Consider the following 26,158-nt stretch of genomic DNA (forward strand, 5'->3'; position numbering starts at 1 on the left):
GTCGCCGATCTTAATATCGGCGCTAACGATTCGCTTAGCGCTCATCTCGTCCTTACGTAGAGCAGGGCGTTAGGCCCTGCCCCCAGGGTACAGAGGCCCGGCTGTGAGGGCCGACCCTCTCCACTAGGCAGCCCCTCTAAGGGGGCTGCTAAGGATGACTAGCTTGTTCCTTGCCTATTGGGACCTCCCTTGGTTCCGGTCCCTTGGTTGTTCCTTCCTCCATCCTAGGAGACAACCTCGGTTGTTAGACCTCGGTTGTTCCCTTGGTTGTTAGCGTCGTAAGAACTACCACCCTGGGTGGTCAGAACTACCACGGTCAGGGTGGTAGGAACTACCACGGTAGGAGCCTTCCCTGTCATCGCAACCGTGGTAAGAACTACCACCGTGGTAGAACCGACCACGGTTACCTGTGAGCCCCGCAATCACACGAGGGAATCGCCAGCCGGTACACCTTAGCCCGTCCTCGGGTGTCCCCCGTGTCCACGAGCCATCCCGCCTCCACGAGTGCAGCCCTGCGCTTCTTCGTGTTCCGGCGATCCCAGCCGGTTAGCTCGCATACCTGTTCGTTCCCGACGAACACAGTTCCACTGTCCGGATCGTCAGTCCTTACCCGGACGTGCTCGCGGATCACAACGCCTAGTAGCTTCACCATCGGTTGCGTCTTCGTGCACGAGGCAAGGGCAATCGTCCACTCCTTAGCGGACGCCAGGCCCTTAGCGGGGTCCCAGGACCAGGACCCCGTTTCCTCCCGAACCTTCAGAGGAGCCTCTGAGACCTCCGGAGAGGCTGATAGAGGTCCGTGGACGGGTTCCGATGCGTCCTCGGGAGGATCTGCCAGCAGAGGCAGCCTTAGAATCCCGCCCGTGGCGGTGAGCAGACCTAGGCGCCTTAGCTCACCAACGGCAATCGACATGTGCCGTTCCTCGCGTCGTGCCAGGGCCGCCAGCTCCCTAGCCTTGCCCTCCCACGCGAGATCCACTGCGTTCTCGGCCAGGGCATCGGCCACAGCGATGATGATATCCGTCGTACGTGGCGAGATATCCTCGGTCCAGCACTTAGCTGCGACTACTGCACCGTAATCGGTCCGGGCCTTGCCCTCAGGTAGTAGGTCGGCCGTGGTCATTCTTCGTAGTCCTTTGCTTCGCGGTCTTGCGGTCTAGCTGAGTAACGCCATGGGCTGGAATCAATCTGACTCCCACCATCCTCACGGTTTCGTATCGCCACGCGGGGCGCTTAGGCACGTTTAGCGGCGTAGGCATTGTCAACTCCTTTCGTCAGTGCGGTTTGCTTACTTGCGTCGGAACTTACGCATCCCCTCCCTTGCAGTGTTCCTGCGGCACGGGCGGCAACGGAGGTAGCCGCTACCGCACTCCCGGTACGTGTCCGCGTTGTCTCCGCGCGGCCTACCGCAGCACCTGAAGACGGGCGTCATCACTCGCTCCTTACGTGGGTGTGTTAGCCAGAGAAGGGCACGAAAAAGGGGCCGGGGGCCACCTGGTGGTGGCTCCCAGCCCTCTACCTACTACTTTACTCGGGCACGCAACACCCTCTGAACTGCGAGGATGTGCTAGGTGTTCGGGACGATGGTTCCGGACCTGCGGGAAGTAGCCGGCCTACCGCTCGCCCTCGGACCTCTTACGGTCCCTGATCTGCTCCGCCCTGACGGCGCGAACCTTCCCGGTCCCACCACATTCAGGGCATCTCGTCCTTGTGGGCGGGGCCATCGTGAGGCCTTTCAGTCGTAAGGAAACCGCCTGTCGGCTAGTGCCGAACATGCCTGCGATCTCGCCATGGGTGTAGCCCTCGCCAACCAGGCCGACGAGGATTTCCGTGCTCGGGAGCTTGCGATGTCCTGCCATGATCGGACGCTACAGCCGGGGGCCACTATCCCAATGGGACGAGGTCACAGCCGGTCGCCGAGGGCTGCCCTACGGTGGGCCTCCCGGGCTCGCTCATCCGCCGCACTAGCCGCGTATCGGCTAAGCATGTCCCGGGATCTCCAGCCTGTAAGCCTCATGAGGTCTGTCTCCCCTCCCCCGGATGCCAACCAACGGTGGGCGAACGTGTGGCGTAGTTGGTGGGGGTAGATGCGACCTAGCCCGGCCTGGTGACCGCGCCTTAGCAGGGCCTCCCGGATTCCCTGATCTGTCATCCAGCCCTTACGGCCGATCCACAGATACGGAGTATTGGACATAGAGTGCCGTTTCCTGGCCCTCAGATAGCGCGTAAGCGCCTCCCCGGTCTTAACTCCGAACGGAACCATCCGGGGCCGTCTCCCCTTACCCAAGACGGTTGCAACGTCCACGGTGAAGTCCAGGCCTTCAACGGTGATGTTCGATAGTTCAGCCACGCGGACCCCAGTATCGATCAGGAATCGGATTAGGGCGGTGTCCCTAAGCGCGTCAAAGTCTCGTCCCTGACAGGTGGCGAGTAGTCGCTTCAGCTTAGCGTCCGTTAGGACAGGGACGGGCTTCTCCGGAACGTGCGGAGCACTCATCCGAGCGAAAGGCGATTCCGGAATGATGTCCTCGGCCGTTAACCACCGATAGAACTGCTGAAGTGATCGGTAATGCCGTGCCACGTAGGAAGGGCTTAGCGGCTTACCGGTCCGGGAGTTCACCGACCCGCTGAAGGAGGCGAAGTAGTCCTCCAGGCCCTCGCGGTCTGTCCTGCCCTGGTGGACGGTCACGAACCGTTCGGCCGCCTCGACGTAGGAGTCGATCGTCCGGGGTGCCCGGTTGACGGCTCGAAGGTGCCGTCTCCAGTCCGGAATCAGCTCTGCCAGCTCCCGTGTGTCCACGGATCAGCAAAGTACGTTGCGGTAGTTCCAGAAGCCAGTACGCCATGTACGGCATATCCGTTGTGCGACAACGGGTTTCACTGCCTGAGTCTGTCGATCATGTTATGAGTCCGCTGCTCTGACCAACTGAGCTACTGCCCCGTCCGCCCAGGTTAGCGACCCCGCTCGACGTCCGGATCAGCCAGGTGGGCCGCCGCGACGCGCCCCGAAGCGCGTCGCGGGGCGCGCCGCAGCCACGCGACGGTCACGATTCCCGTCCACTCCTCGGCGCTGAGCGCGTCAGCGCGGAAGCGTCACGGGTAGCCGTCGAGGTGCGGAGTCGAGAACGACAGGGCGGACGACAGCTACTTCCCGAAGCGTTCCTGCAGCGCCGCGATGCCCGAACCGTAGACGCCGTTCGCGAACAGGTCGGTGAGCTTCTCCTCGTCCGCTCCTTCGGCGTCGAACTCCGACCACCACTCGACGAACGCCTGGCCGGTGTCCGTCACCGGGGCGACGCGGACGGTCGAGACGTAGCGGCGGCAGCCGAACGGGTTCTCGCCGATGAATGTGTAGGTGTAGCTGCGATCCGCGTCGTCGAGGGTGATCAGCTTCTCCGTGACGACGCCACCGTCACCGAGGGTCAGCCGCCGCACCGCGCCGACGGTGCCCTCGGAGCCCGCGGTCAGCTCGCTGCTCTCGATTGCAGCCAGCCATGCCGGCAGCCCGTCGAACTCGCGGACCACCTCCCACACCGCGTCGGCGGACGCGGGAACGACTCCACTGGCATAGGGACGAGGCATCATCGACTCCTTCGTGTACGGGTGTACTCGAACGCTAGCGCCTCCGCGGTCATCTGGGCGTCGGTGCGGGAGGCGAGCCGGAAGATCGGCCGGTCCCGCTTTCAGGAACGCTCGGGACGGATGACGGGCGGGGCCAGCGGCGGCAGACCCTCGAACCAGACCTTCTCGTCCTCCTCGACCAGCCACGCGGGCCGCGGGTGTTCCGCGCCGCCCGAACGCGCACCGCCACCGCCGGGCAGGAACGGCACACCACCCTGTCCCGCACGTCCCTCCGCCGCAGCCCGAGGACCGGCGGGCGTCGACTCGACAGGTGGTGGGGCCGCAGGCCGCCGGCCCAGTTCGTTGCCCGCCTCGCCCCGCACACCTGCCCCGCCCTCCGGGGAGAGGCGGCTGCTCCACGAGGTTCCGGGGGTCCAGCCACTGCCGCCCGGTGCCCGGGTGACGCCGACCGCGCCGCCCGGACCCGGCGTGGGGCGCGGTCCGCGGGAGGTCGCGCTGCTGCCGGCGAGCCCAGGCCTGTTGCGGAAGCCCCCACCCCCGGTCGTCCCGGCGGACCCGCCGTACCGGGGAAGATCGACGTCGGGCAGGCTTCCCGTTCCGCGTCCCCGCCCGGCCTGTCCGGTGACGCCGGCCGAGCCGCCACTCCGTGAGTTCGACATTCCTGTCGCGGCGACGCCCGGTCGGAACGGCGCCACCGGTCCGGCCGCGCCGGCACCCGTACCCCCAAGCCCGGAAGGCCCGGCGCTGCCACTCGGCGCCACACCCTCACTGCCTCCGGCCGGCAGCGTGCTCTGTCCGGGTCCAGCGCCGAGAGCACCAGCACTGTGCATCCCGACCGAGCCGGTGTCGCCCCCGGCGCCGGGGGCTGACGTGGCCTCCACCATGTTCGGGGTCGCGGCCGGCGGAGGATCGAAGGGCTGGAACGCCTGGTCGAGGTTCCAGTTCGTGTTGCTCTGGTAGAGGTTCGCCGCCTCGACGGCGAGCGGCTGGTTCCTGTCCGACACGAACGAGGTCGCCGGAACCGCCGGGTCTCGCCGGAACCTCTTCAGCGCCTCCATCGACGTCCGTACCCGGGCGTGGTACTCGGCCTGGTCCCCCAGTGCCCGCGCGGCCATGGCCGCTTGCGCAGCACCATGATCACCCTGTGCCGCGACGCTCTCGATGAAGCGTCGGCTCGCATCGGCGGCCTCACCCTCGCTCGCTGCCTGGGCGGCCGACAACGCCGACCGCACCCGCTCCGCGGTCCTCCCGATCTGCTCGCCCAACGCCCGGTAGGCCGCCACCGAGTCCTCGATGACGCCGACGCCGGGACCGTTCAGGACGGGGTCGCGAAGATCCTCCAGCGGAAGGGAGTCGAAGGACAGGTGGGTCTTCGGATACTCGCCGGGCATCGGGTCTCCTCGGGTGCTCAGCGGAGCGGGGAAGATTGGAGAGAATCATCTCCGCCATGCGGCGGGAGCGGGCGCAGGGATCTGGATCCCGGCCTGCGAAGTCGCCATTGGCAACGATTCCTTGGTAATCAGCGATCGCTACGACCAGTGAACAACCCGTCATGGGAGTGCGATCCGCTCGGCGCGCCGGGTAGCCTTTAACTTCTGTCGCCTCGAAGGTGACGAACGATTCTTTCACGAGATCGAGAGATTCGAGCACCGGGATCGCGAAGTCCGTTCGCACCTGGACTGAAGCAACGTTGGCTCGATCATCTGCTCGTTCCCAGCCGCACGTCGGAGCGCGGGAGACAGTGGTGGTGTCCTTCGCGCTCGCCGCGCGGAGACCCACCTCGACGAGTTGTCCTGAGGTGAACAGCTCGCAAGGGTTTCGCCCTCGAACATCTCGAGGATTGACCACGCGCTGGGTCGAGGACAACGGCGGCTGCGCCGACATGACGGCGGATGGTGCGACAGAAGGATCCGCAGTCGTCTCGGCGGCTCCTTCAGATTTCTGCGTCCGACTTACCGAGCAAGCGGCGAGAACCAGCAAGAGGACCACCAACGGTATCTGGCCGTGCCTCATAGTGTCAGAGCGCTCTCTGAATCCTGAGCTCTATACGCCTCCAATTGATGCTGCAGACCGTTTCGCGTGGATTCGAGCTGCGCTATCCAGGCCAGCATCCACTCCTGAGCGCGTGTAGCCATTTCACCAGCGTTCCTGGCCACGTTGATGCTGACCGGATCCTGGGAGGGGGGTGCGAAAGCGAGGGCAGAGCCTGCCGTGACGGCGAATCGCAGATCCCTGATCACCGCAGTCAACTCGTCGATACACGCCTGTGCCTTCTCCGGGTCGACCCGAAACCCCGTCCCCACCCCACCCGGCCCCGGCCGCAGCGACAGCTCGATCGCTACGCGCGACTCCGCGAGATCGTTGAGCACCTTCTGGCGGCTGTGCTCGTACGCCTCGCCCTCGAGCCCACCGGTCGACTCCCCCATGGCGGACATCGTGCCAGCCCGTGATCGATCCCGTGGCCGTTCGCCGAAACTCAGTCGTCGTCGCGGAGCCTGTACTCGCCGCCGTGCCCGGCGACCTCGTGCAGGTCGTAGTGGTGGACGATCTTCGGGCCGTCGTGCAGGTGGACGTGCCGGATCGTCGCAGGCACCTCCTCCTCGGCGGGGCGCTTCTCGGTGCGCCCGTCGAGCGGGCCGCCGACGTACCAGTAGACGTCGTGGGACTCGTCGAGCCCTCCGGCGTCGTTCTGGTCACCGTCCGTCGTCACGACAGGCACGGTACGCACCGCGGCGGGTGAACGCACGACATGACTCGGCCCCGCCACCGGACACAAGGTGGCGGGGCCGATGCTCACGTCAACGCTCAGCCGACGGCGCCGACGCGCTTCTTCGCATCGTGGGCCAGCCCGCGGGCCGCCTTGGCGCTGGCGAGACCGGCGTCGGAGGCACGGGCGGCGACGTCGCCGCCGAACTTCGCAGCCTGCGCTCCGGCCTGCGACGCCAGCGCGGAGAGGTGGTCGGCGTAGGCGGGTGCCTTCTTGCGGGCGATCTTCGCGGCCTTGTTGGCCTGCTTCTCCCACTCCGCGCGCTTCTTCTCGGCGGCCTTCGTCCAGCGGGCCCCCTGCTTGTCCGCGAGCTTCTCCCACTCGGCGCCGCGCTTGTCGACGATCTTCTGGAGCTTCGCCCCGCGCTTCTCGGCCTTCTTCTGGGCCTTCGCGGCACGCTTGGTCAGCTCGACGCCCCAGGTCGAGGCGCGATCCGAGGCGACCGCGCCCAGCCCGGCGGCCCGGGCCTTCACGACCGGCGCCTTCTCGGCGACCGTCCCGGCGACCGCACCGCCCAGCTCGGCGGCACGCGCGGCCACCATCGGCGCCCGGTCGGTGACCGCCCCGCCCAGGACCGCGGCGCGGCCGGCGAGGTCGGCACCGGCGGCGGACGCCTTGGTCGCGATCTCCGAGCCCTTGGACGACGCGAGACCCGCCAGGCCGGAGCCCTTCGACGAGCCGGCCGAGGCAGCGCTGCCGCCGAGACCGCCGACCAGGCCTGCGGCGACCCCGGACACGGTCTCGGCCAGCTCGTGGCCGGTGGAGGAGATCGCGTTGGTCTGCCGCTCGACGGCCTTGGACGCCAGCTTCGCGGCCCGCTTGCTCCGCCAGGCCACCGACGGCTTCCCGCCGGTGTCCGCCGCGGCGATCATGAGGCCGCCGAGCAGGCCGACGTTCTTGAAGAAGTGGATCTGCTGGGCCTGCTTGGCCTCCGGGTCCGTCTCCTCCCAGAACCGGTGGGCGGCGAGCGTGGTCGGGACGATCGAGGAGGCGAGTGCGACGGACGCGAGGCGGGGAGCCTTGCCCAGCGCGAGGAGGGAGCCCGCCGCGATCTTCACGACGCCGTCGATCTTGATCAGTGTCTCGTTGTCCGGCAGCTTCTCGATCGGCGCGACCTCCACCACCTTGTCGAGGGCCGGCGCTGCGTAGTCGAGTACGGGCTTGGCGGCCTCCGCGTGCGCCTGGGAGTAGCGCAGGGAGTTGATGCCGCCCTGGATGAAGATGGCCGCCAACATGGGACGGGCCACACGACGCAACAGAGGCATGGGGCGACATTCCCCGGATGCCCCACGGATCAAACCCGTTGCCAGTTGGCATGCGCCGGGCGGTACGGGAATCATGCCCGCGTGAGCAACGCACGACTGGCGATAGGCCTGGACATCGGCGGCACCAAGATCGCGGGAGCGGTGGTGGCCGAGGACGGCTCGATGCTGGCCGAGCTCACCGAGCCGACGCCGGACGTTTCCGACGCCGCGACGATGACGGCCCTGCTCCTCGACATGGTCGAGAAGCTCCGGGTCCAGCACCCGGACGTCGTCGCCATCGGGGTGGGCGCGGCCGGCACCGTGGAGTGGCCCACCGGGCGGATCCGCTGGGCGCCGAACAACGCCTACCGGGACTGGGAGATCCGCGCCGAGCTGGAGTCCGCGACCGGGCTGCCCGCCGTCGTGGACAACGACGCGAACGTCGCCGGCCTGGCCGAGGCCCGGTTGGGCGAGACCCGGTGGTCGGACATGATCCTGGTGACGGTCGGCACCGGCGTCGGCAGCGGGATCGTCCTCGACGGGAAGATCTACCGCGGCCCGCACGGCCTCGGCGCCGAGCTGGGGCACATCATCGTCAACCCGGACGGGCCGCGCTGCGGCTGCGGCAACTACGGCTGTCTCGAGGCGTACGCGTCGGGAACGGCGCTGACCCGCATGGGCCGGGAGTCCGCGGCGGACGACCCGGACGGCCTCATCGCGAGGCTCGCCCGCGAGGCGGGCGTCGAGGTCACGGGGCAGACGGTCACGAAGGCCGCGCTGCAGGGCGACCAGGCCGCCAAGGAGCTGTTCGGACGGCTGGGGCGCTGGCTGGGCGTCGGCATCGCGTCCATGACGACGATCTTCGAGCTCGAGGCGGTCGTGATCGGCGGTGGGCTGGTGCACACCGGCGACCTGCTCCTGGAGCCGACCCGGCTGGCCGCGCGCGAGTTCGCCTACGCGCTCGAGGCGCGCCCGCTCGTCCCGGTGGTTCCGGGGACGTTCGGCAGCGACGCGGGCAAGATCGGGGCCGCGTTGCTCGCGCTCGACCACGCCTGACCGGCTCACCCCATAGGGTGGCCCGGTGACTCTTGTGCTCGGACCGGTGCTCCGGCATGTCGGGGAGACCACCGCCACCGTCTGGGTGCAGACGGAGCAGAAGGCCCGCGTCGAGGTGCTGGGCTGCGCCGCGGACACCTTCGAGGTCTGCGGCCACCACTACGCCCTCGTCCCCGTCACCGGTCTCGAACCGGACTCGCGCATCCCCTACGAAGTGCACGTCGACGGCGCGAAGGTCTGGCCCCGGCCCAGCTCCCCGTTCCCGGACAGCATCATCCCGACCCGCGGGCCGCTGACGGCCGGGCACGCGCGGATCCTCTTCGGATCGTGTCGGTACGTGAAGGTGTCGGACCGCAAGCAGGCCGCCCTCTACGGCCTCGACGCGCTCGACGCCTACTCCGCGCGCCTCGCGAGCCGGCCCGTCGAGGAGCGGCCGACGGCGCTGCTCCTGCTCGGGGACCAGGTCTACGCGGACGAGCTGACGCCCCAGACGCGTCGCCGGATCGCGGGCCGTCGGGACCGGCACCCGGACTGGCCGGACGACGAGATCGTGGGCTTCGACGAGTACGTCGGCCTCTACCGGGACTCCTGGTCGGACCCGGAGATCCGTTGGATCCTCTCGACCGTCCCCACCGCGATGATCTTCGACGACCACGACGTCCGGGACGACTGGAACACCTCGGCCGCGTGGCGGCGCCAGATGGCGCAGACGCCCTGGTGGAAGGACCGCATCCGCTCGGCGCTGGCGTCCTACTGGGTCTACCAGCACCTCGGCAACCTGCCGCCGGAGGAGCTGGAGGCGGACCCGGACTACCAGCGGGTCCTGGAGGCGGAGGGCGACGTCTGGCCCCTCCTCGTGGAGCTGGCGGACCGCGCGGACGCCGAGATCGACGGCACCAAGGGCCTGCGGTTCTCCTTCCGCTGGGACATGGGCCGCAGCCGGCTCGTCATGATCGACTCACGCAACGGCCGGATCCTCGACGGCGGGCACCACCTGATGGTCGGGGACCACGAGTTCGCATGGATCGAGGAGCAGGCGACGGCACCCGGAGAGGTCGACCATCTGCTGCTCGGCACGTCCGTGCCCTGGTTGATGGCCCCCGCGCTCGGCGACCTCGAGACCGTGAACGAGATCGCCGCGGCCCGGCCCGGGTGGCGGGGAAGCTCGGCGAGAAGCTCCGGCAGGCCGCCGACCTGGAGCACTGGCCAGCGTTCCGGGAGTCGTTCGACCGGCTCGGCCGGCTGGTGGGTCGGGTCGCCGCGGGCGAGGAGGGCCGAAGGCCACCGGCCACGGTCAGCGTACTGTCCGGTGACGTGCACCATAGCTATGCCGCCCGCGCGGAGCTGCCGGACCTGCCGGCGGAGGCGGCCCGTGTGCATCAGCTCGTGTGCTCGCCGGTGCACAACGTCGTCCCGCTGCCCGTGCGGGTGGCGTTCCGGCTGAGCTGGTCCCGACTGGCCCGGCGGGCCGCCCGCCGCTGGGCCTCGCACAACGGCGCTCCCGCACCGGGTCTGAGCTGGCGGAAGCTGGACCGTCCGATGTTCGGCAACCTGATCGCGACGCTGGTCGTCGACGGCCGCGAAGCGGACGTGTTCTTCGAGAAGCCACTCTCGGCCGCGAGCCTGTGCGAGCTCGGCCGATTCGACCTCACCGCCGAGGAGAAGCCGTTGAGCGAGATCGCAAACGGATCGTCGGCTCAGCTGCAGAGCCGAACCCCGAGTTCACGCAGACAGGGAGAACGATGAGTTCGCTGGGACACGTGCCCGGACCCGCGCCGCTCCGCGCGGACGACGTCCCCGAGACCGAGGGCACGGACGCGCTCGCCGGCCAGACCGTCGTCCTGCGCCCGACCGAGCCCCGCCACGTCGGGGAGTTCCTGGCGATCCTGCAGCACCCCGAGGTCGCGCGGTGGTGGGCGGGGTACGACCTCGAGCGCGTCCGCCGGGAGCTCCTCGGACCGCACTGCTACGCCGTCGAGCTGGCCCGCGAGACCGTCGGCCTGATCATCTTCCACGAGGAGGACGACCCGGACTACCGGCACGCGGGACTCGACGTCGCCCTGCACCCGGACGCGCACGGCCAGGGCCTCGGCGCGGACGCCGTACGCGCGCTCGCCCGGTACCTGTTCGACGTGCGCGGCCATCACCGCATCGTGATCGATCCCGCCGCGACGAACGAGCGCGCGATCCGGAGCTACCGGCGCGTCGGATTCCGGGACGTCGGCGTGATGCGCCGCTACGAGCGCGGTGGCGACGGCACCTGGCACGACGGCCTGCTCATGGACCTGCTGCGCGAGGACCTCTGACTCGGGCCGCGAGGCTTAGCAGCTCGCGGCGCCGACCACCCCGCGCCGGCGGCGGACGACCCAGGAGGACTAGTCGGCGAGGGCCGCCAGGCCGCCGACCAGCAGGTCCAGCCCGAAGCGGAAGCGCTCGTCGGCGTCGCCCTGGGTCAGCAGCGGCAGCAGGCCGACGAACGTGGGGAACCGGTCCGGCGGCAGGCTCGCGAAGTACGTCGCCACCTGCCGGTAGTAGTGCGCGGGATCCTGCCCCTCGCCGGCCTTGCGGTCCTCGACGACCGCGCCCTCGACCGCGCTCGCGCTGACGTAGAGCCCGACGACGTCCACGGCCCACGCGACCGCCTGGTCCGGCACGCCGCCCATCCGGAGCAGGACCATCGTCACCTCCGCGATGCGGATGGAGTTCGGCCCCAGCGGGACCGACCCGAGCGCCACCCGGGCGATGTCCCGGTAGCGCTGCATCGCGGCGCGGGAGTCCATCCAGAGCTGCGTGACCTGCTCCCGCCAGCGCGCCGGGTCCGGCTCCGGAAGCGGGATCTCGCCCGCGACCTCGTCGAAGAGCAGTTCCAGCAGCTCATCCTTGTGCGCGATGTGCGCGTAGAGCGAGGCCGGGCCCGTCCCGAGCTCGGACGCGACCCGCCGCATGCTCACGCCGTCGATGCCGTCCGCCCGCAGCACACCGAGGGCCGCGTCGACGATCGTCTCCCGGCTCAGGGACCGGCGGGTGACCTCCTTGCGCGGGGTCCGCCAGGGAGGTTCGGGCATGTCCGTGCTCACGGCGCCGATTCTACTTGAGGCGAACACGGTTCGTGGAAAGAACGGCGTTCGCTTAGAACGCTGTTCGTCGAACGATCACTGTTCGCTCTCAGCAGGGAGGGCTCGTCGATGGGTCGTCGCCACCGTCAGAACGACGTGCGGGCGAGCCAGTCGGTGAGGACGTCCGCCTCGCCGACGACCTGCAGGCGCGGGTCGTCGGCCGGGAGGCGGCCGAGCATCATCGGGTAGAGGACGGCCGCGGGGCCGCGCACGGCGACCGAGCCCTTCGCGTGCCCCGGCTCCCAGGAGACGAGCCCGCCGGCGGGGCGGACCATCCACTCCCCCGCCTCGCCCAGGCCCTCGTCCGTGGCGTGCAGGTGCAGCGTCCTGCCCTCGTCGAGCAGCGGGCCGGGGTTGCCGGGGCGCTCCGCGGTGAGGAGGTCCAGCCACTCCGAGATCCCGTCGGCCGCCAGCCACGGTTCGAGGTCGACGTCCCGGTTCAGCGCGAGCGCGAGGTCCGCACGGTGCCCGGTCTCCTCGTGCAGGCGGCGCCGGATCCACCAGGCCGCGGGCTTCGGGCCGGTGAACGTCCAGATCGGGGTGTCCTCACCGGCGCGGTCCACGGCGTCGAGCACCGCCTGCGCACCGGTCCGCAGCCATTCGTCGAGCCCCTGAGGGTCGCCGGGCGGCTTCCCGTCGGGGACCTTGCGCGGGTCCAGCATCTCGGTGGCCCGGGCGCCGATCATCGTGGCGGCCCAGCGGTGACCGCGTCCGACGTGCGCGGAAAGTTTCGCCACCGTCCAGCCCGGACAGGTCGGGATGTCGATCTCCGGGTCGACGCCCCGGACGAGGTCCCTGAGCAGGGCGTTCTGCTCGATCAGCGCGGAGCGGTAGGCGGTGGTGCCCGGCTCGGTCATGGCCGTGAACCTAGCCCGCCCGCCGCGCGAACGCATACCTCTCGGCCAGGCGGGGTAAGGAATCGACATGGGGCGGGAACATCACGACTGGACGAAGAACGGGCCGGGCCGGGCGCTGCTGTGGTGGCCGCTGATCTCCTTTCTGCTGATGGCGGTGTTCCCGGACGCCGGGATCGTCCCCGTCTTCCTGGCCGGCGCCGCACTGGCGCTGCTCGGTTTCGCGGCCCGCGCGCTGGTGCTGCTCCTTCGCCGTCACCTTCCGGAGGCCACCGCCGGGCGGCCGGTCGTCGCCGCGCGGGAGATCGGCGCCGCCACCGAGGCTCCCGACGCCGACGCGGGCGAGCAGGAGCACCGTCGAGCTGCCTGACACGTCACACCGACTTCTCCCGGGCGACGGTTGTACGTCCGATACTAGGATGCCAAACTAAATCGTGCGGCCCGCTCCTCGACGAGCGCTGCGTCGCGCGACGGCAGCCCGGTAGGAGGAGTACTCATGGCCGAGTCGAACGAGCTCTACGTCCCGAAGAACCCGATCCGCTTCGTGACGGCGGCGAGCCTCTTCGACGGCCACGACGCCGCGATCAACATCATGCGGCGGATCCTGCAGCGCCAGGGCGCGGAGGTCATCCACCTCGGGCACAACCGCTCGGTCGACGAGGTCGTCACCGCGGCGATCCAGGAGGACGTCCAGGGCGTCGCCATCAGCTCCTACCAGGGCGGGCACGTCGAGTACTTCTCCTACCTGGTCGAGCTGCTGCGCGAGCGCGGCGCCGGCCACATCAAGGTCTACGGCGGTGGCGGCGGCGTCATCGTGCACGAGGAGATCGAGCTGCTGCACTCCCGCGGCGTCTCCCGCATCTTCTCCCCGGACGACGGCCAGAAGCTGGGCCTGCCGGGGATGATCAACCTGATGATCAAGGAGTGCGACACCGACCTGACGGCCGAGCCGCCGGCGTCGTACGACGGACTGTTCACCGGCGAGCCGGCCACGCTGGCCCGCGCGCTCACCCTGGCCGAGACCGGCGCGCTGCCGAAGGAGATCCACGAGCGGGTCGCCGCGAACGAGCGGCACGTCCCCGTCCTCGGCATCACCGGCACCGGCGGTTCCGGCAAGTCCTCGCTCACGGACGAACTGGTCCGCCGCTTCCGGCTGGACCAGGAGGACAAGCTCCGGATCGCCGTCCTCGCCGTCGACCCGACCCGGCGCAGGGGCGGCGGCGCGCTGCTCGGGGACCGGATCCGGATGAACTCCCTGAACGGCCACCAGGTCTTCTTCCGTTCCCTCGCCACCCGCGGCAACGACGGCGGCAGCCTCCCCGAGCGTCTCGGCGACACGATCGCGGTGTTGAAGGCCGCCGGGTTCGACCTGGTCGTCGTCGAGACCCCGGGCATCGGCCAGGGCGACGCCGGGATCGTGCCGTTCGTCGATCGCTCGCTGTACGTGATGACGCCGGAGTTCGGCGCCGCGTCGCAGCTCGAGAAGATCGACATGCTGGACTTCGCGGACGTCGTCGCGATCAACAAGTTCGAGCGCCGCGGCGCGGACGACGCCCGGCGGGACGTGGGTCGCCAGCTCGTCCGCAACCGGGATGCGTTCGGCGAGAGCTGGGAGGACATGCCGGTCTACGGCACCTCCGCGGCGACCTTCAACGACGACGGCGTCACCGCGCTCTACCAGCACCTCGGCTCGCTGCTCGCCGAGGACGGCCTGACCCTGCACGAGGGCCGCCTCGCCAAGGTGGACCGCAAGACGTCCAGCGAGTACGCCGCCGTCATCCCGCCGGAGCGCGTGCGCTACCTCGCCGAGATCGCCGACACCGTCCGGAGCTACCACGCCGACACCGAGTCCCAGGCCACGGCCGCACGGACCCGGCAGCACCTGCGCACCGCCCGCGAGATCGTGGGCGACTCGGTCGAGGAGGCGCTGACCAAGGCCGAGAAGGCGCTGCCCGGCGAGGCGGCCGAGCTGCTGGACACCTGGCCCCAGGTCGTCGAGGACTACTCGGGCGACGAGCTCGTCGTGAAGATCCGGGACAAGGAGCTCCGCACCCAGCTCACCAAGGAGACGCTGTCCGGCAACAAGGTCCGCCGGGTCTCGCTGCCGAAGTACACCGAGGACGCGGAGCTGCTGCGCTTCCTGCGCAAGGAGAACCTGCCCGGGAAGTACCCCTTCACGGCGGGCGTCTTCCCCTTCAAGCGCGAGGGTGAAGACCCGGCGCGGATGTTCGCCGGCGAGGGCGACCCGTTCCGCACCAACCGCCGGTTCAAGTACCTGTCCTCGGACTCGGACGCCAAGCGCCTGTCGACCGCGTTCGACTCGGTGACGCTCTACGGGCACGACCCGGCGACCCGACCCGACATCTACGGCAAGGTCGGCACCTCCGGCGTCTCGATCGCGACGCTCGAGGACATGAAGGCCCTCTACGACGGCTTCGACCTCTGCTCGCCGACGACCTCGGTCTCCATGACGATCAACGGCCCGGCGCCGACGATCCTCGCGTTCTTCCTGAACACGGCCGTGGACCAGCAGGTGGCGAAGTTCGTCGAGGAGGAGGGCCGGGAGCCGGACGAGGCCGAGCGGGAGGAGCTCACCGCGTTCGCCTTCGCCAACGTCCGCGGCACCGTCCAGGCGGACATCCTCAAGGAGGACCAGGGGCAGAACACCTGCATCTTCTCCACGGAGTTCTCGCTGCGGATGATGGCGGACATCCAGGAGTGGTTCATCCAGCACAAGGTGCGGAACTTCTACTCCGTCTCGATCTCCGGCTACCACATCGCCGAGGCCGGGGCGAACCCCATCAGCCAGCTCGCGTTCACCCTCTCCAACGGCTTCACCTTCGTCGAGAGCTACCTCGCGCGCGGCATGGACATCGACGACTTCGCGCCCAACCTGTCGTTCTTCTTCTCCAACGGCATGGACGCCGAGTACTCGGTGATCGGCCGGGTCGCGCGGCGGATCTGGGCCGTGGCGATGCGGGAGCGCTACGGCGCGAACGAGCGCTCGCAGAAGCTGAAGTACCACGTGCAGACGTCCGGCCGGTCGCTGCACGCGCAGGAGATGAACTTCAACGACATCCGCACCACCCTGCAGGCCCTCTGCGCGCTCTACGACAACGCGAACTCGTTGCACACCAACGCCTACGACGAGGCCATCACCACCCCGACCGAGGCCTCGGTGCGCCGCGCGATGGCGATCCAGCTGATCATCAACCGCGAGTGGGGCCTCTCGATGAACGAGAACCCGCTGCAGGGCTCGTTCGTGATCGACGAGCTGACGGACCTCGTCGAGGAGGCCGTGCTCAAGGAGTTCGACTCGATCGCGGAGCGCGGCGGCGTGCTGGGCGCGATGGAGACCGGCTACCAGCGCGGCAAGATCCAGGACGAGTCGATGCTCTACGAGCACCGCAAGCACGACGGCACGCTGCCGATCGTGGGCGTCAACACGTTCGTCCGCCCGGACGTCGACTCCGACGAGCCGCTGGAGATCGAGCTCGCGCGCGGGACCGAGGCGGAGAAGAAGAGCCAGCTGGACCGGCTCGCGGACTTCCAGGGCCGGCACAAGACCGACGCCGAGCAGGCGATCCGGAGGCTGCAGGACGTCGCGACGGGCGAGGGCAACGTCTTCGACGAGCTGATGAAGGCCGCCAGGGTCTGCTCCCTCGGACAGCTCACCGAGGCGTTCTTCGAGGTGGGCGGCCAGTACCGACGCAACATGTAGCCCAGGTGAGCTCCCGCGCTCGGCACTTTCGCTCACACCTGGTGAGCGAAGATGCCGGGCGCCGGCCCGCCCCGGGTTCGGAGCCGCCCTATCCCGGTGCGTTGCGGCCGCCCTCGCCGGCCGCCTCGAGCACCGAGTTCATGGCGCGGGAGAACGTCTGCCATTCTCGCCGCCGCGACGCGAGGACGCGCTCCCCGAACGAGGTCAACCGGTAGCGGCGGGACCCGCTCTGCCACGTGTCCTGCATCAGCCGGTCGTTCCTGAGCCGATGCAGCTCGCGGTAGACGGTGGCCGGGGACAGCACGAAGACCCCACCACTGCGGCCTCGGACGAGATCGACCAGCTCGCGGCCCGTGGCGGGACCCCGGGCGGCCATCGCGAGCAGCAGCATGTCGATGTGCTGCCGGTCCCGGATCCGCGTGATGCGAGGACGCCGGTGAGGCGCGGGATCGTGCGAACGCCGGGAGCCGACCGGTCGGCGCACCCGGCCCGCTGAAGGATCGCGCCGGTTCACCGGCACCCTCCGCTCATCCTCCACGACTTCCGGCGGCGGCAGGTCCGGCTCCTCCCGGACGGGCTCCCCGGTCCGCGTCGGGGGCGGGTCCTCGGCCACGTCGTCCGCGCGGGAACGGCGGGCGAGAACGCTGCGCCGCAGTGACGACGCGGCCGCGACGCCGAACGCGGACGAGAGGTCGAGGACGGCGCCGTTGCGGAGGGCACCGTCGCGGACGGCGCCGTTGTGACGGGGGTCCCCGGGCGAGGCCGGGCTCGGCGACGTCATGCGGGCGCCGACGCCCCGCCGGGGGTCCCGGCCCGTTCGGCCTCCTCGGCCGCCTGTAACGCGCTGAGCACCTCGACCCCCAGGGCGCGGTAGTCACCGGCCACGCTGGCGGCGCTCGGCGAGACCCGCGGGGTGCGGATGTCCAGCCGCAACGCCTCCCACCACGCCGGCTGCGCCGCCAGCTCGATCTCGAGTTCGTGTGCGAGCTTGCCGAGGCGACGCGCGTCCTGGGCGGTGCGCTCCGCGTGCCGGATGGTCGTCGCGAACCGCGGCGAGTCGCCACCGAACGCCCTGTCGATGGCTGCACGGGCCTCACTGTGGATCGCGCGTGAGCGGCTGCCGGTGTCGAAGAGCACCACGCCGAGCAACCCCAGACGCGGGTTGATCTCCCGCGCGAGCGTGAACCGTTCCGCGACGAGGCCCATCCCCACGAGGCCCCCGAGATCCGACTTCGTCGGCATCAGCACCCATCGCGACGCCGCGAGCGCCAGGTCGGAGAGGATCGTCGACTCCGGCGGACAGTCCACGAACACGACCTCGTAGTCGGTCGCGACCGGGGCCAGCACGTCCCCGAGCACGCGGAACGCCTTGCGTCCGTGGTGCTGCAGGCGCGACACCATGACCGGGGTCAGGTCCTCGAGCCGCGCGCCACCGCACACCACGTCCAGCTGCGGACGCACGTTCGGCGCCGGGACGAGCGGCGTGCCGGCCAGGACACTGCCGAGCAGACCGGCGCCCTGGTCGTCGACGTCCGTGCCGCGGTAGCCGAGGTCGTCGGCAAGGTTCGCCTGCCGGTTGAGGTCGATCAGGAGGCACCGATAACCCGCCCCGGCGAACTGGCCGCCGAGGTTCGCGGCGATTGACGTCTTCCCGACGCCACCCTTGTCGTTGACGATCGCGATGACGCGTCCCAATGCGAAATCGCGCACCTCGTCCTTCGAGCGCCTGGCCACGGGCACCTCCGCACCGATCGGCGACGGACGCCTTCGTCCGCGTTCCGCACCCCGTGCGCGCAGGGTGCAGCGCAGGCCTACCCGCGGACGAGGATCGACACGCCTCTGCCGCACCAGCACCATCGAAGTTCGCAGCGCTCAGCAGACCGGTCGGAGCAGAGCGCTACGCGGACCGGCCTACCAGGACCGAAGATTCACGCCGTCGGCTCCGCCGGGGCGGCACCCGGTCGCTCAGCGCTTCGGCCTCGCCGCTCGTTCGCTGATGGTCCGCCGACCGGTCTGCGTCCCACTTTCCGGGCGGGCGGCCTGACCACCCTTGCCGCGTCGGATGGGTGGTTGTTCCGCTCCCGACGCCGGCGATCCCGTCCGACGGGCCGGGCGCCCGGCCTGCGGCGCGTCGGCGTCCGCGCCGTCTCCTGCGCCGCTCGGGCGCTCCTCGGAGCTCCCCGTGGCCCGTTCGCGGGGCCGGGGTCGTGCCGGCGCAGGACCCTTGTCATCGACGTCTTCCGCTCGAGCGCCGCTGTCCGTCTCGGCGCTCTCCTTGCGGGCGGACCCACGCCGCCGGGGTCGAGGGCTGAGCAGATGACGGAGACTGCCTCTCTCGGGATCCGCCTCGTCCTGCTCGTCGGGTCCGGCGTCGCCTTCGGCCTGATCCTCGGGCTCCGAGTCGCCCTCGTCCTCGTCCTGCGCCGCGCTCTCGTCCTGGTCTTCGAGGTCGTCCTGGTCGTCGCCCTCCTCGTCGGCGTCCTCGAGATCCGCACCCTCCTCTTCGTCGAGGTCGGAGTCGTCCTCCTCGTCCTCGACGTCCTCCGCGTCCTCCAGTGGCGCGGTGTCCTCCTCGTCGTAGTCGTAGTCCTCCTCCGCGTCGACGGCCTCGTCCTGGTCCTCGACGTCGTCGGCGTCCTCGAGATCCGCACCCTCCTCTTCGTCGAGGTCGGAGTCGTCCTCCTCGTCCTCGACGTCCTCCTCGTCCTCGACGTCCTCCGCGTCCTCCAGTGGCGCGGTGTCCTCCTCGTCGTAGTCGTAGTCCTCCTCCGCGTCGACGGCCTCGTCCTGGTCCTCGAACGCGGCGGCGGAGTCCGTGTCCTCGAGGGTGATGTGGATGTTCAGCTTCTTGGTGCCGAACATGATGTAGCCACTGATGTCGGCGGCGTTGATCGGTGATGGTTCGCTCACGGCGGATGACTCCCTTGGTGCAGTGGCTGTCGGTCGGGGCCGTGCCGAGTTCGGGAGAAGGCCAGGATCGCGAGGCGGCGACCCGGTCGCGAGTCGAATCCCGGCGTCAGCGGTGGGTCCGCCGGACCGAGGGCGACGGAGACGTGATCTCGCGTGGCGCCGGCTCGGGCCGGTACCCGCCCCACGCGGCTCACCAATGGCCTTCTCCGATGCGCCTCGCTCCTCCGGGGACGCTTCTCGCGTGCCGGAGACGGCACACGTACTCGAAAGTCTTGTGTTGTCCGAATCACATACCCGTTCCGACGCCGCCGAACCTTCGGGCCCGGCGGGCCCGGACTCCTGACGCGCCCGTCGGCCGGCAGCGCCAGGAGGGTGCCGCAGGACCGACGCAACGGGTACCGGGACGGCGCCCCGCGACCCTGGTGACGGGTACGAGGCGCCGTCTGCGGAGCTCGCCGGTCAGGCGATGGAGCGCACGCCGGACCGATCGGCCGAGGATGCAGGATCGTCCTCGTTGGTGATCACGACGGCGCGCACCGCGAGGCCGCACTGCAGCTTGACGAGCCGGGAGGTCAGTTTCCGCCAGTACCTGTAGGTAGCTCGCGGGTCGATCACCGTGCGAGGTTTGACATCCACCGCTGCGCGAACCACATTGCGCACGAGTTCGCCGGCGCTCGGCACGGGGAAGGACGGGTGGCCGTCGACCTCCGAGCGACCTTGGACCCCGCGGATACCAGGCGGTCCGGGAGGACCAGCCGGGCCTTGGGGACCCTGCGGACCCTGGAGGCCGTCGATGCCCGGCGGGCCTGCCTCCCCCACCGGCCCACGTGGCCCCTGCATGCCACGTTCGCCCTGCTCACCGGTCTCCCCGATGACGCCGCGCTGCCCCGGCGCCCCCTGCTCACCCTGCTCGCCAGGCTTGCCGGGCGGGCCGGTCTCGCCCTGCGCGCCGGGCAGGCCCTGCGGCCCCACCGGCCCCTTGTCGCCCTGTTCACCCGGGAGGCCGGTGGAGCCGGGAAGGCCACGCGGGCCCTGCTCACCCGTCATCCCCTCGGGGCCCTTGTCCCCCTGCTCACCGAGCGGGCCGGGCGCGCCCTGCGGGCCCTTGTCCCCCTGCTCGCCCACCGGGCCGGGCGCGCCCTGCGGGCCCTTGTCCCCCGGCTCACCCACCGGGCCGGGCGCCCCCTGCGGGCCCTTGTCCCCTTGCTCGCCCACCGGGCCGGGCGCCCCCTGCGGGCCCTTCTCCCCCTGCTCACCGGTTCGACCCGGTACGCGCTTCGTGCGCTTGGACTCCGGCTCTCCGGCCGGTCCGGCTACTCGCTTGACGCCCTTGTCCGCTTTGCTGCGCGGCGCCGAGGCCGATCCGGCCACCCGCCGGAGGCCACGGCCACCGCGCTCGTCGTTCGAACTCCGGCCGCTCTTGCGGTCGTCCCGGATCACGTCTTCTGGTTGAGCCATCGGGTCACACTGCCTCTCGCGTGGTCATACTCGGGTCGCAGCTCGCTGACCTGTTGGTTCCCTCGGATCTTGAATTCCTCGCCCGCGGGCACCGCAATGGGCACCCTGTGCGCAGGCGGTACGCATCCGCCTTCTCCTGGGGGCCCGCATGGCGCCACCCCGCAGTTACCCGGACGAGCGGAACCAAACACGCCGACCCGAAAACAATCTTCGAATTGCCCGTCAGGACGGCGGGACATCCCTGCAGACCACGACGTCGCCACTCGACGATGCACCTTTTCGGACCAGCCCCCGCAAACCACCGACCCACACCGGACTGGTCCAGCTGGAATGGCAGTGAAATGGCCGACAGAATCCCGCGCGAGCCCGGAACGCCATTCCCACACAGGCTCAGGTGCTCCTGCACAGGTCGGACCCTGTGCAGGAGCACCTGAACTTGTGCGTGAGCGCTGGGTGGGCCGGGTGCGGCAAGGGCATCGAGGCGGGCCGCGACGGCTTCCTCGGCCGCATCCTCCGGGAAGCTCGGCACACGGCCGCGGCGGGCGGTCCTAGCGGGAGAAGGCCGCCCGAGGGGTCGGGATCCGGCGGAGCACCAGGGCGAGGCCGAGGGCTCCGAGCAGCAGCAGGCTGATGTAGCCGACGAGCCCGGGCCAGCCACCCAGGTCGTAGGCGATCCCGCCGACGGACCCGCCGATGCTGCTGCCCGCGTAGTAGCCGAACAGGTACAGCGACGACGCCAGGCCCGGCGACCCGCCCGGCAGCATCGACGACCGCCGCCCCACGAAGCTGCTGGCCACCGAATGCCCGGCGAAGAACCCGACGGTCACCAGGACCAGCCCGACGAGCACGCTCGGCAACCAGTCCGGCAGCGTGATCCACGCGCCGGCCAGGGCGACCGCCTCGCCGATCCAGAGCACGGTCCGCCGGCCGTAGCGATCCCCGAGCCGCCCCGCCGTCGTCGACGCCCAGGTGCCGGCCAGGTAGCCCAGGAAGATCAACCCGACGAGGGCCGGGGCCAGCGCGAAGGGCTCGCGCAGCAGCCGGAAGCCGAGGTAGTTGTAGACCGTCACGAACGCCGCCATCAGCAGGAACCCGATGCCGAACAGGCACAGCAGGCCCGGGTCCCGCAGGTGCCGCCGGATCGGCCCGCCGAGCTCCCGCACGCGGACCCTCGGCGGGTCCGGGGCGACCGACGGCGGCAGGAGCAGCCGGAAGGCGACGGTGCAGAGCATCGAGACCAGGCCGATCACGAACAGCCCGGCCCGCCAGCCACCGAGGTCCGCGACCAGCCCGGCGATCAGCCGTCCCGACATGCCGCCGAGGGTGTTGCCCGCGATCAGCATGCCGACCGCGCCACCGAGCCAGCGCGGGTTCACCTCGCGCGTCACGTGCGACATCGCCAGCGCCGGGAGCGCGGCGAGCGCGACGCCCTGCAGCCCGCGGAGGACGACCAGCAGCCAGAACGTGGGCGCCAGCGGGGCGAGCAGGCCGAGCACGGCGGACGCCGCGAGCGCGACGGTCATCACCCGCGCGCGGCCCCAGGACTCCGCGACCGCGGACAGCGGCACGATGGCCAGCGCGAGCATCCCGGTGGTCGCGGACAGCGCGAGGCTCGACGTCGACGACGAGACCCCGAACTCGTCGGCCAGCGCCGGGAGCAGTCCCTGCGCGGCGTAGACCAGCACGAACGTCGCCAGGCCGGCGCACCACAGCGCCGCGCCGAGCCGGCGGTAGCCGGGGCTGCCGCGCTCGTGGCCGGACGGTGCGGTGGCGGCGGGAACGGGCGAGGTCGTTGTCATCGCCAACGACCGTACGAGCCGATGTTCCATGCGTCCAATGCATCAGCCCGTCGTGCATGATGCAGATGTGGATGAGACGACCGTGCTGGCCGCGCTCGCGCCCCGGCTGCGCTGGTTCGCCGCCGTCGGGCGGGCCGAACACGTGACCCGGGCGGCGGACGAGCTGGGGGTGCCGCAGTCCACGCTGAGCCGCGGGATCGCCAGGCTCGAGGAGGAGCTCGGCGTGGCGCTGTTCGTCCGGGCCGGCCGGTCGTTGCGGCTCACCCGCGAGGGCCGCACCCTGCTGCGCGCCGCCGAGCGCTCCCTCGCCGAGCTCGCCACCGGGGCCCGGGACCTGGCCGGGGACGCGGACCGGCTGCGGGGACGGATCAGCCTCGCGTTCCTGCCCACGCTCGGCACCGACGTCGTCCCGCACCTGCTCAGCGAGTTCCGGGGCCGCCATCCCGGCATCCGCTTCGACCTCATCCAGGACGCGCACAGCGTGCTGCTGGCGCGGGTGCGTTCCGGCGAGGCGGATCTCGCGCTGACCTCTCCCCTCCCGGAGGAGGCCGCGCTCGCCGCGCACGCACTCGGGGAGGAGGAGTTGCGGCTCGCGGTCCCGGCCGGGCATCCGCTGGCGGACCGGGTCGACGGGCTGCCGCTCGCCGACGCCGCGAGCGAGGCGTTCGTCGGGTTCCTGCCGGGCTACGGGCTGCGCGGGACCGTCGACGCCTGGTGCCGGGAGGCGGGGTTCACCCCGCGGCTCGCGTTCGAGGGCGGGGACACGGCGACGTTGCGAGGGTTCGTGGGGGCGGGGCTGGGGGTGGCGCTGCTGCCGGTGTCGCACCGGGAGCCGCCGCCGGGCGTCGTCGAGCTCCCGGTGAGCAGCCCGCGCACCAGCCGCGTGATCGGGCTGGTCTGGGCCCGGAACCGGGCCGCGAGCACGCCCACGCGGGCGCTGCGGGACTTCGTCCGCCGCCGTCGCCGGCCGCTCTTCGCGGATAGGGTGACGACATGATCAGGGAGGTCACGGACGACGAGGGCCGTACCGTGCGGGTGTCCGCCGAGGTGCGGCGGGTGGTGTCGCTCGTCCCGTCGCTCACGGAGGCGGTCGCGGAGACGAGGCCGGGGCTTCTCGTCGGTGCGACGGACTGGTGCACGCATCCTGCGGACCTGGACGTCCCCCGGATCCGCGGGACCAAGAACCCGGACGTCGCCGCGATCCTCGCGCTGGCGCCGGACCTCGTCCTGGCCAACCAGGAGGAGAACCGGCTCCCCGATCTGGACGCCCTGCGTGCCGCCGGCGTCCCCGTGTACGTGACGGACATCCGGACCGTCGACGGCGCGATGGGTTCCCTGGGGCGGATGCTCGACGCCTGCGGGCTTCCCGAGCCCGGCTGGCTCGGCGAGGCACGGGAGGCCTGGGCCGCCGCCACGCCCCTCGAACCCCGGCTGCGCGCGGTGGTGCCGATCTGGCGGAAGCCCTGGATGGCCGTGGGATCGGACACCTTCACCGGCGCGGTCCTGCACCGGCTCGGCGTCGACAACGTGCTCGCCGGCGACCCCGAGCGTTACCCGAAGATCGACCCGAAGGACCTCCCGGAGCACGACCTCGCGGTCCTCCCGGACGAGCCCTACCTGTTCACGGCGCGCGACGGGCCCGAGGCGTTCCCGGACGTCCCCGTCGCGCTGGTCAGCGGGCGCCTGCTCACCTGGTACGGCCCCAGCCTCGTCGAGGCGGCGCGGGTGCTGCCCGCGGCGTTGGTGCGATCAGCGCGACACCGCAACACGGACGTCTCGTTCGGCGGGTAGACACGGCTCGTGACGACCACGAACGGACGACGCGTGGCGGAGGCCGAGTTCACCGGGAGGCTGATCTCCGGGATCCGGCTCGGGCGGCGCCGCGGTCCCGGGAGGTAGCGTCCCCGGAATGATCTCGGAACCGATGATCTCGGAATCGGTGCTGGTCCGTCGTCAGGGGGCGGTCGGCCGCCTCACGCTCAACCGGCCGCGCTCGCTGAACGCGCTGAGCCTGGACATGATCCGGCTGATCGCCGCCGCACTCGACGAGTGGGAGCACGACGACGCGGTGCGCACGGTGGTCCTCGACGGCGCCGGCGAACGCGGGCTCTGCGCCGGTGGCGACGTCCGGTTCATGGTCGAGGACGCGGCGGACCCGGCGAGCGAGGGCCACCAGGCCGCGGTGCTGCTGGCCGAGGAGTACCGGCTCGACGCGCGGATCGCCCGGTACCCGAAGCCCTACGTCGCACTGATGGACGGCGTGGTGATGGGCGGCGGGGTCGGGCTCTCGGCGCACCGGCGCCTGCGGGTCGCCACGCCGCGGACCCGGATCGCGATGCCCGAGGTGACGCTCGGGTACGTGCCGGACGTCGGGGGGACCTGGCTGCTCGCGCACACGCCCGGGGAGATCGGCACGCACGTGGCGCTGACCTCGGCCCGGCTCACCGCCGCGGACGCGGTGTACTGCGGGCTCGCGGACGTCGTCGTCGGGGAGGAGACGCTCGGCGCGCTGGTCGAGGGCCTCGCCGCCGGGGGTGATCCCGACGAGGTCGCCGGGCGGCTGGCCGTCGATCCCGGGCCCGCCCCGATCGCGGAGGCCCGGGATTGGATCGACGCGGCGTACTCCGCGGAGGACCCGTCGGAGATCGTCGCGGCGCTGCGGGACGGCGGCCACCACGAGCCGGCGGACGCGATCGGGAAGGCCTCGCCGCTCGCCGTCACCGTCACCCTGCGGGCGCTGCGCGAGGCGCGGGCGCTGCCGGACCTCGAACACGCCCTGGCCGCGGAGTACCGGCTCAGCCGCTGCTGCGTGCGCTGGCCGGACTTCACCGAAGGGGTGCGGGCGACGCTGGTGGACCGCAACCGGGCGCCGCGGTGGTGCCCGAGCACTCCCGAGGGCGTCACCGACGACGTCCTCGCCCGGTTCGCCGAGGGCACCCGGGACTCCGACCCCGTACTCGGCCTGACCTGACACTCGCGTTGCGGCGGCTCCGCGCGGGTCCGGACGCGAGCGGAGCCTCCGGGACGCGAGCGTGGGATCGTGCGCGGATGCTCGTCGTCCTGGACCTGACCGGGGTCGCCGTCTTCGCCGTCTCCGGGGCGCTCGCCGCCGTGTACGCCCGCCTCGACGTGTTCGGCGTCCTCGTCCTGGCCTGCGTCACCGCGCTGGGCGGCGGCGTGGTGCGGGATCTCCTGCTCGGCATCAGCCCGCCCACGACGTTGCGGCAGTGGCCGTTCCTGGTGACCCCGGTCGTCGTCGCGCTGGTGGTGTTCCGGTTCCATCCCGCGGTCGCCCGGCTGCGCCGCGGCACCCAGCTGGCGGACGCCCTGGGCCTCGCCCTGTTCGTGACCACCGCGACCTCGACCGGCCTGGCGACGGGCGCCCCGGGCATCACGTCCGCGATCGTCGGGGTGATCACCGGCATCGGCGGGGGCGTGCTGCGCGACGTGCTGCTCAACGAGGTCCCGCAGGTGCTGCGGCGGGAGATCTACGCGATCGCGGCGCTGCTGGGCGCCACGCTCGTCGTCATCGGGACGCGGCTCGGGATCACCCCTGTGGCCGTCACCCTGGTGGCCGCGGCGGTGGTCGCGGGCCTGCGGATCGTCGCGCTCTGGCGAGGCTGGAACGCGCCGATCCCCAGGTCCTAGGCC

At 70.9% G+C, this 26,158-nt stretch carries 24 protein-coding genes and 1 pseudogene; 10 read left to right on the forward strand and 15 right to left on the reverse strand.

The window, feature by feature from the left end; translation table 11 throughout:
* Positions 1–403: 403 nt before the first annotated feature.
* From WBK50_RS23560 to WBK50_RS23590, 8 genes and pseudogenes are all read right to left on the reverse strand, one after another.
* Complete coding sequence (locus tag WBK50_RS23560; RefSeq protein ID WP_341337687.1) at positions 404–1,123, reverse strand: hypothetical protein; 720 nt, start codon at positions 1,121–1,123, stop codon at positions 404–406.
* Positions 1,124–1,903: 780 nt separating this feature from the next.
* Positions 1,904–2,800 carry a tyrosine-type recombinase/integrase gene (locus tag WBK50_RS23565; RefSeq protein WP_341337688.1) on the reverse strand — a complete coding sequence of 299 codons (897 nt, stop codon included), beginning with the start codon at positions 2,798–2,800 and terminating at the stop codon, positions 1,904–1,906.
* 344 nt (positions 2,801–3,144) lie between these two features.
* The gene (locus WBK50_RS23570) at positions 3,145–3,582 is read right to left on the reverse strand and encodes an SRPBCC family protein (protein WP_341337689.1); all 438 of its coding nucleotides are present in this window, start codon (positions 3,580–3,582) and stop codon (positions 3,145–3,147) included.
* A gap of 101 nt (positions 3,583–3,683) precedes the next feature.
* Positions 3,684–4,973 (reverse strand): hypothetical protein, encoded by a 1,290-nt coding sequence (locus WBK50_RS23575; protein WP_341337690.1) that lies wholly within the window; start codon positions 4,971–4,973, stop codon positions 3,684–3,686.
* Between the two features lie 46 nt (positions 4,974–5,019).
* Positions 5,020–5,595 (reverse strand): annotated as a pseudogene (locus tag WBK50_RS35360) (DUF3558 domain-containing protein); the annotation flags it as partial.
* Positions 5,592–6,008, reverse strand: coding sequence for a PE domain-containing protein (locus WBK50_RS23580; RefSeq protein ID WP_341337691.1), 417 nt, complete (start codon positions 6,006–6,008; stop codon positions 5,592–5,594). The pseudogene WBK50_RS35360 and the gene WBK50_RS23580, both read right to left, overlap by 4 nt.
* 50 nt (positions 6,009–6,058) lie before the next feature.
* Positions 6,059–6,292: a hypothetical protein gene (locus WBK50_RS23585; protein ID WP_341337692.1), complete on the reverse strand. Its 234-nt coding sequence runs from the start codon at positions 6,290–6,292 to the stop codon at positions 6,059–6,061.
* 95 nt (positions 6,293–6,387) lie between these two features.
* A complete protein-coding gene (locus WBK50_RS23590; protein WP_341337693.1) occupies positions 6,388–7,584 on the reverse strand; it encodes a DoxX family protein in 1,197 nt (398 codons plus the stop codon).
* 111 nt (positions 7,585–7,695) lie between these two features.
* Here WBK50_RS23590 and WBK50_RS23595 point away from each other — a divergent pair, with 111 nt between their 5' ends.
* From WBK50_RS23595 to WBK50_RS23610, 4 genes are all read left to right on the forward strand, one after another.
* Positions 7,696–8,649 (forward strand): ROK family protein, encoded by a 954-nt coding sequence (locus WBK50_RS23595; protein ID WP_341337694.1) that lies wholly within the window; start codon positions 7,696–7,698, stop codon positions 8,647–8,649.
* Positions 8,650–8,674: 25 nt separating this feature from the next.
* Positions 8,675–10,093 (forward strand): DUF7800 domain-containing protein, encoded by a 1,419-nt coding sequence (locus WBK50_RS23600; RefSeq protein ID WP_341337695.1) that lies wholly within the window; start codon positions 8,675–8,677, stop codon positions 10,091–10,093.
* 95 nt (positions 10,094–10,188) lie between these two features.
* Positions 10,189–10,395: a hypothetical protein gene (locus WBK50_RS23605; protein ID WP_341337696.1), complete on the forward strand. Its 207-nt coding sequence runs from the start codon at positions 10,189–10,191 to the stop codon at positions 10,393–10,395.
* Positions 10,392–10,955 (forward strand): GNAT family N-acetyltransferase, encoded by a 564-nt coding sequence (locus WBK50_RS23610; protein WP_341337697.1) that lies wholly within the window; start codon positions 10,392–10,394, stop codon positions 10,953–10,955. Before WBK50_RS23605 ends, WBK50_RS23610 begins: the two co-directional genes overlap by 4 nt.
* A gap of 69 nt (positions 10,956–11,024) precedes the next feature.
* On the opposite strand, the gene WBK50_RS23615 is transcribed toward WBK50_RS23610, so the two are convergent.
* Both WBK50_RS23615 and WBK50_RS23620 read right to left on the reverse strand, forming a co-directional pair.
* Positions 11,025–11,726 carry a TetR/AcrR family transcriptional regulator gene (locus tag WBK50_RS23615; protein WP_341337698.1) on the reverse strand — a complete coding sequence of 234 codons (702 nt, stop codon included), beginning with the start codon at positions 11,724–11,726 and terminating at the stop codon, positions 11,025–11,027.
* 125 nt (positions 11,727–11,851) lie between these two features.
* Positions 11,852–12,622, reverse strand: coding sequence for a maleylpyruvate isomerase family mycothiol-dependent enzyme (locus tag WBK50_RS23620; protein WP_341337699.1), 771 nt, complete (start codon positions 12,620–12,622; stop codon positions 11,852–11,854).
* A gap of 67 nt (positions 12,623–12,689) precedes the next feature.
* Here WBK50_RS23620 and WBK50_RS23625 point away from each other — a divergent pair, with 67 nt between their 5' ends.
* Together WBK50_RS23625 and icmF are read left to right on the forward strand one after the other, a co-directional pair.
* Positions 12,690–12,989: a hypothetical protein gene (locus WBK50_RS23625; protein ID WP_341337700.1), complete on the forward strand. Its 300-nt coding sequence runs from the start codon at positions 12,690–12,692 to the stop codon at positions 12,987–12,989.
* A gap of 126 nt (positions 12,990–13,115) precedes the next feature.
* The gene (gene icmF, locus WBK50_RS23630) at positions 13,116–16,340 is read left to right on the forward strand and encodes a fused isobutyryl-CoA mutase/GTPase IcmF (RefSeq protein WP_341337701.1); all 3,225 of its coding nucleotides are present in this window, start codon (positions 13,116–13,118) and stop codon (positions 16,338–16,340) included.
* Between the two features lie 88 nt (positions 16,341–16,428).
* Here the strand turns inward: icmF and WBK50_RS23635 are convergent, their stop codons facing one another.
* The 5 genes from WBK50_RS23635 to WBK50_RS23655 form a co-directional block, all read right to left on the reverse strand.
* The gene (locus WBK50_RS23635) at positions 16,429–17,121 is read right to left on the reverse strand and encodes a PadR family transcriptional regulator (RefSeq protein WP_341337702.1); all 693 of its coding nucleotides are present in this window, start codon (positions 17,119–17,121) and stop codon (positions 16,429–16,431) included.
* Positions 17,118–18,074 carry a ParA family protein gene (locus WBK50_RS23640; RefSeq protein WP_341337703.1) on the reverse strand — a complete coding sequence of 319 codons (957 nt, stop codon included), beginning with the start codon at positions 18,072–18,074 and terminating at the stop codon, positions 17,118–17,120. Before WBK50_RS23640 ends, WBK50_RS23635 begins: the two co-directional genes overlap by 4 nt.
* A 231-nt stretch (positions 18,075–18,305) precedes the next feature.
* The gene (locus tag WBK50_RS23645) at positions 18,306–19,250 is read right to left on the reverse strand and encodes a hypothetical protein (protein ID WP_341337704.1); all 945 of its coding nucleotides are present in this window, start codon (positions 19,248–19,250) and stop codon (positions 18,306–18,308) included.
* 459 nt (positions 19,251–19,709) lie between these two features.
* Entirely contained in the window at positions 19,710–20,708 is a 999-nt protein-coding gene (locus WBK50_RS23650) for a hypothetical protein (protein WP_341337705.1), read from the reverse strand.
* A 548-nt stretch (positions 20,709–21,256) separates the two neighbouring features.
* On the reverse strand, positions 21,257–22,507 hold the full coding sequence (locus WBK50_RS23655; protein WP_341337706.1) for an MFS transporter: 1,251 nt from the start codon (positions 22,505–22,507) through the stop codon (positions 21,257–21,259).
* Positions 22,508–22,574: 67 nt separating this feature from the next.
* Here WBK50_RS23655 and WBK50_RS23660 point away from each other — a divergent pair, with 67 nt between their 5' ends.
* The 4 genes from WBK50_RS23660 (at position 22,575) to WBK50_RS23675 (ending at position 26,155) form a co-directional block, all read left to right on the forward strand.
* Positions 22,575–23,504: a LysR substrate-binding domain-containing protein gene (locus WBK50_RS23660; RefSeq protein ID WP_341337707.1), complete on the forward strand. Its 930-nt coding sequence runs from the start codon at positions 22,575–22,577 to the stop codon at positions 23,502–23,504.
* On the forward strand, positions 23,501–24,298 hold the full coding sequence (locus WBK50_RS23665; protein WP_341337708.1) for a helical backbone metal receptor: 798 nt from the start codon (positions 23,501–23,503) through the stop codon (positions 24,296–24,298). The genes WBK50_RS23660 and WBK50_RS23665 overlap by 4 nt, the downstream gene beginning before the upstream one ends.
* 118 nt (positions 24,299–24,416) lie before the next feature.
* Complete coding sequence (locus WBK50_RS23670; RefSeq protein ID WP_341337709.1) at positions 24,417–25,478, forward strand: enoyl-CoA hydratase/isomerase family protein; 1,062 nt, start codon at positions 24,417–24,419, stop codon at positions 25,476–25,478.
* A 77-nt stretch (positions 25,479–25,555) separates the two neighbouring features.
* Positions 25,556–26,155, forward strand: coding sequence for a trimeric intracellular cation channel family protein (locus WBK50_RS23675; protein WP_341337710.1), 600 nt, complete (start codon positions 25,556–25,558; stop codon positions 26,153–26,155).
* Positions 26,156–26,158: the final 3 nt, after the last annotated feature.

This window comes from Pseudonocardia sp. T1-2H (genome assembly GCF_038039215.1).
In the GTDB taxonomy this organism is placed as follows: Bacteria; Actinomycetota; Actinomycetes; order Mycobacteriales; family Pseudonocardiaceae; genus Pseudonocardia.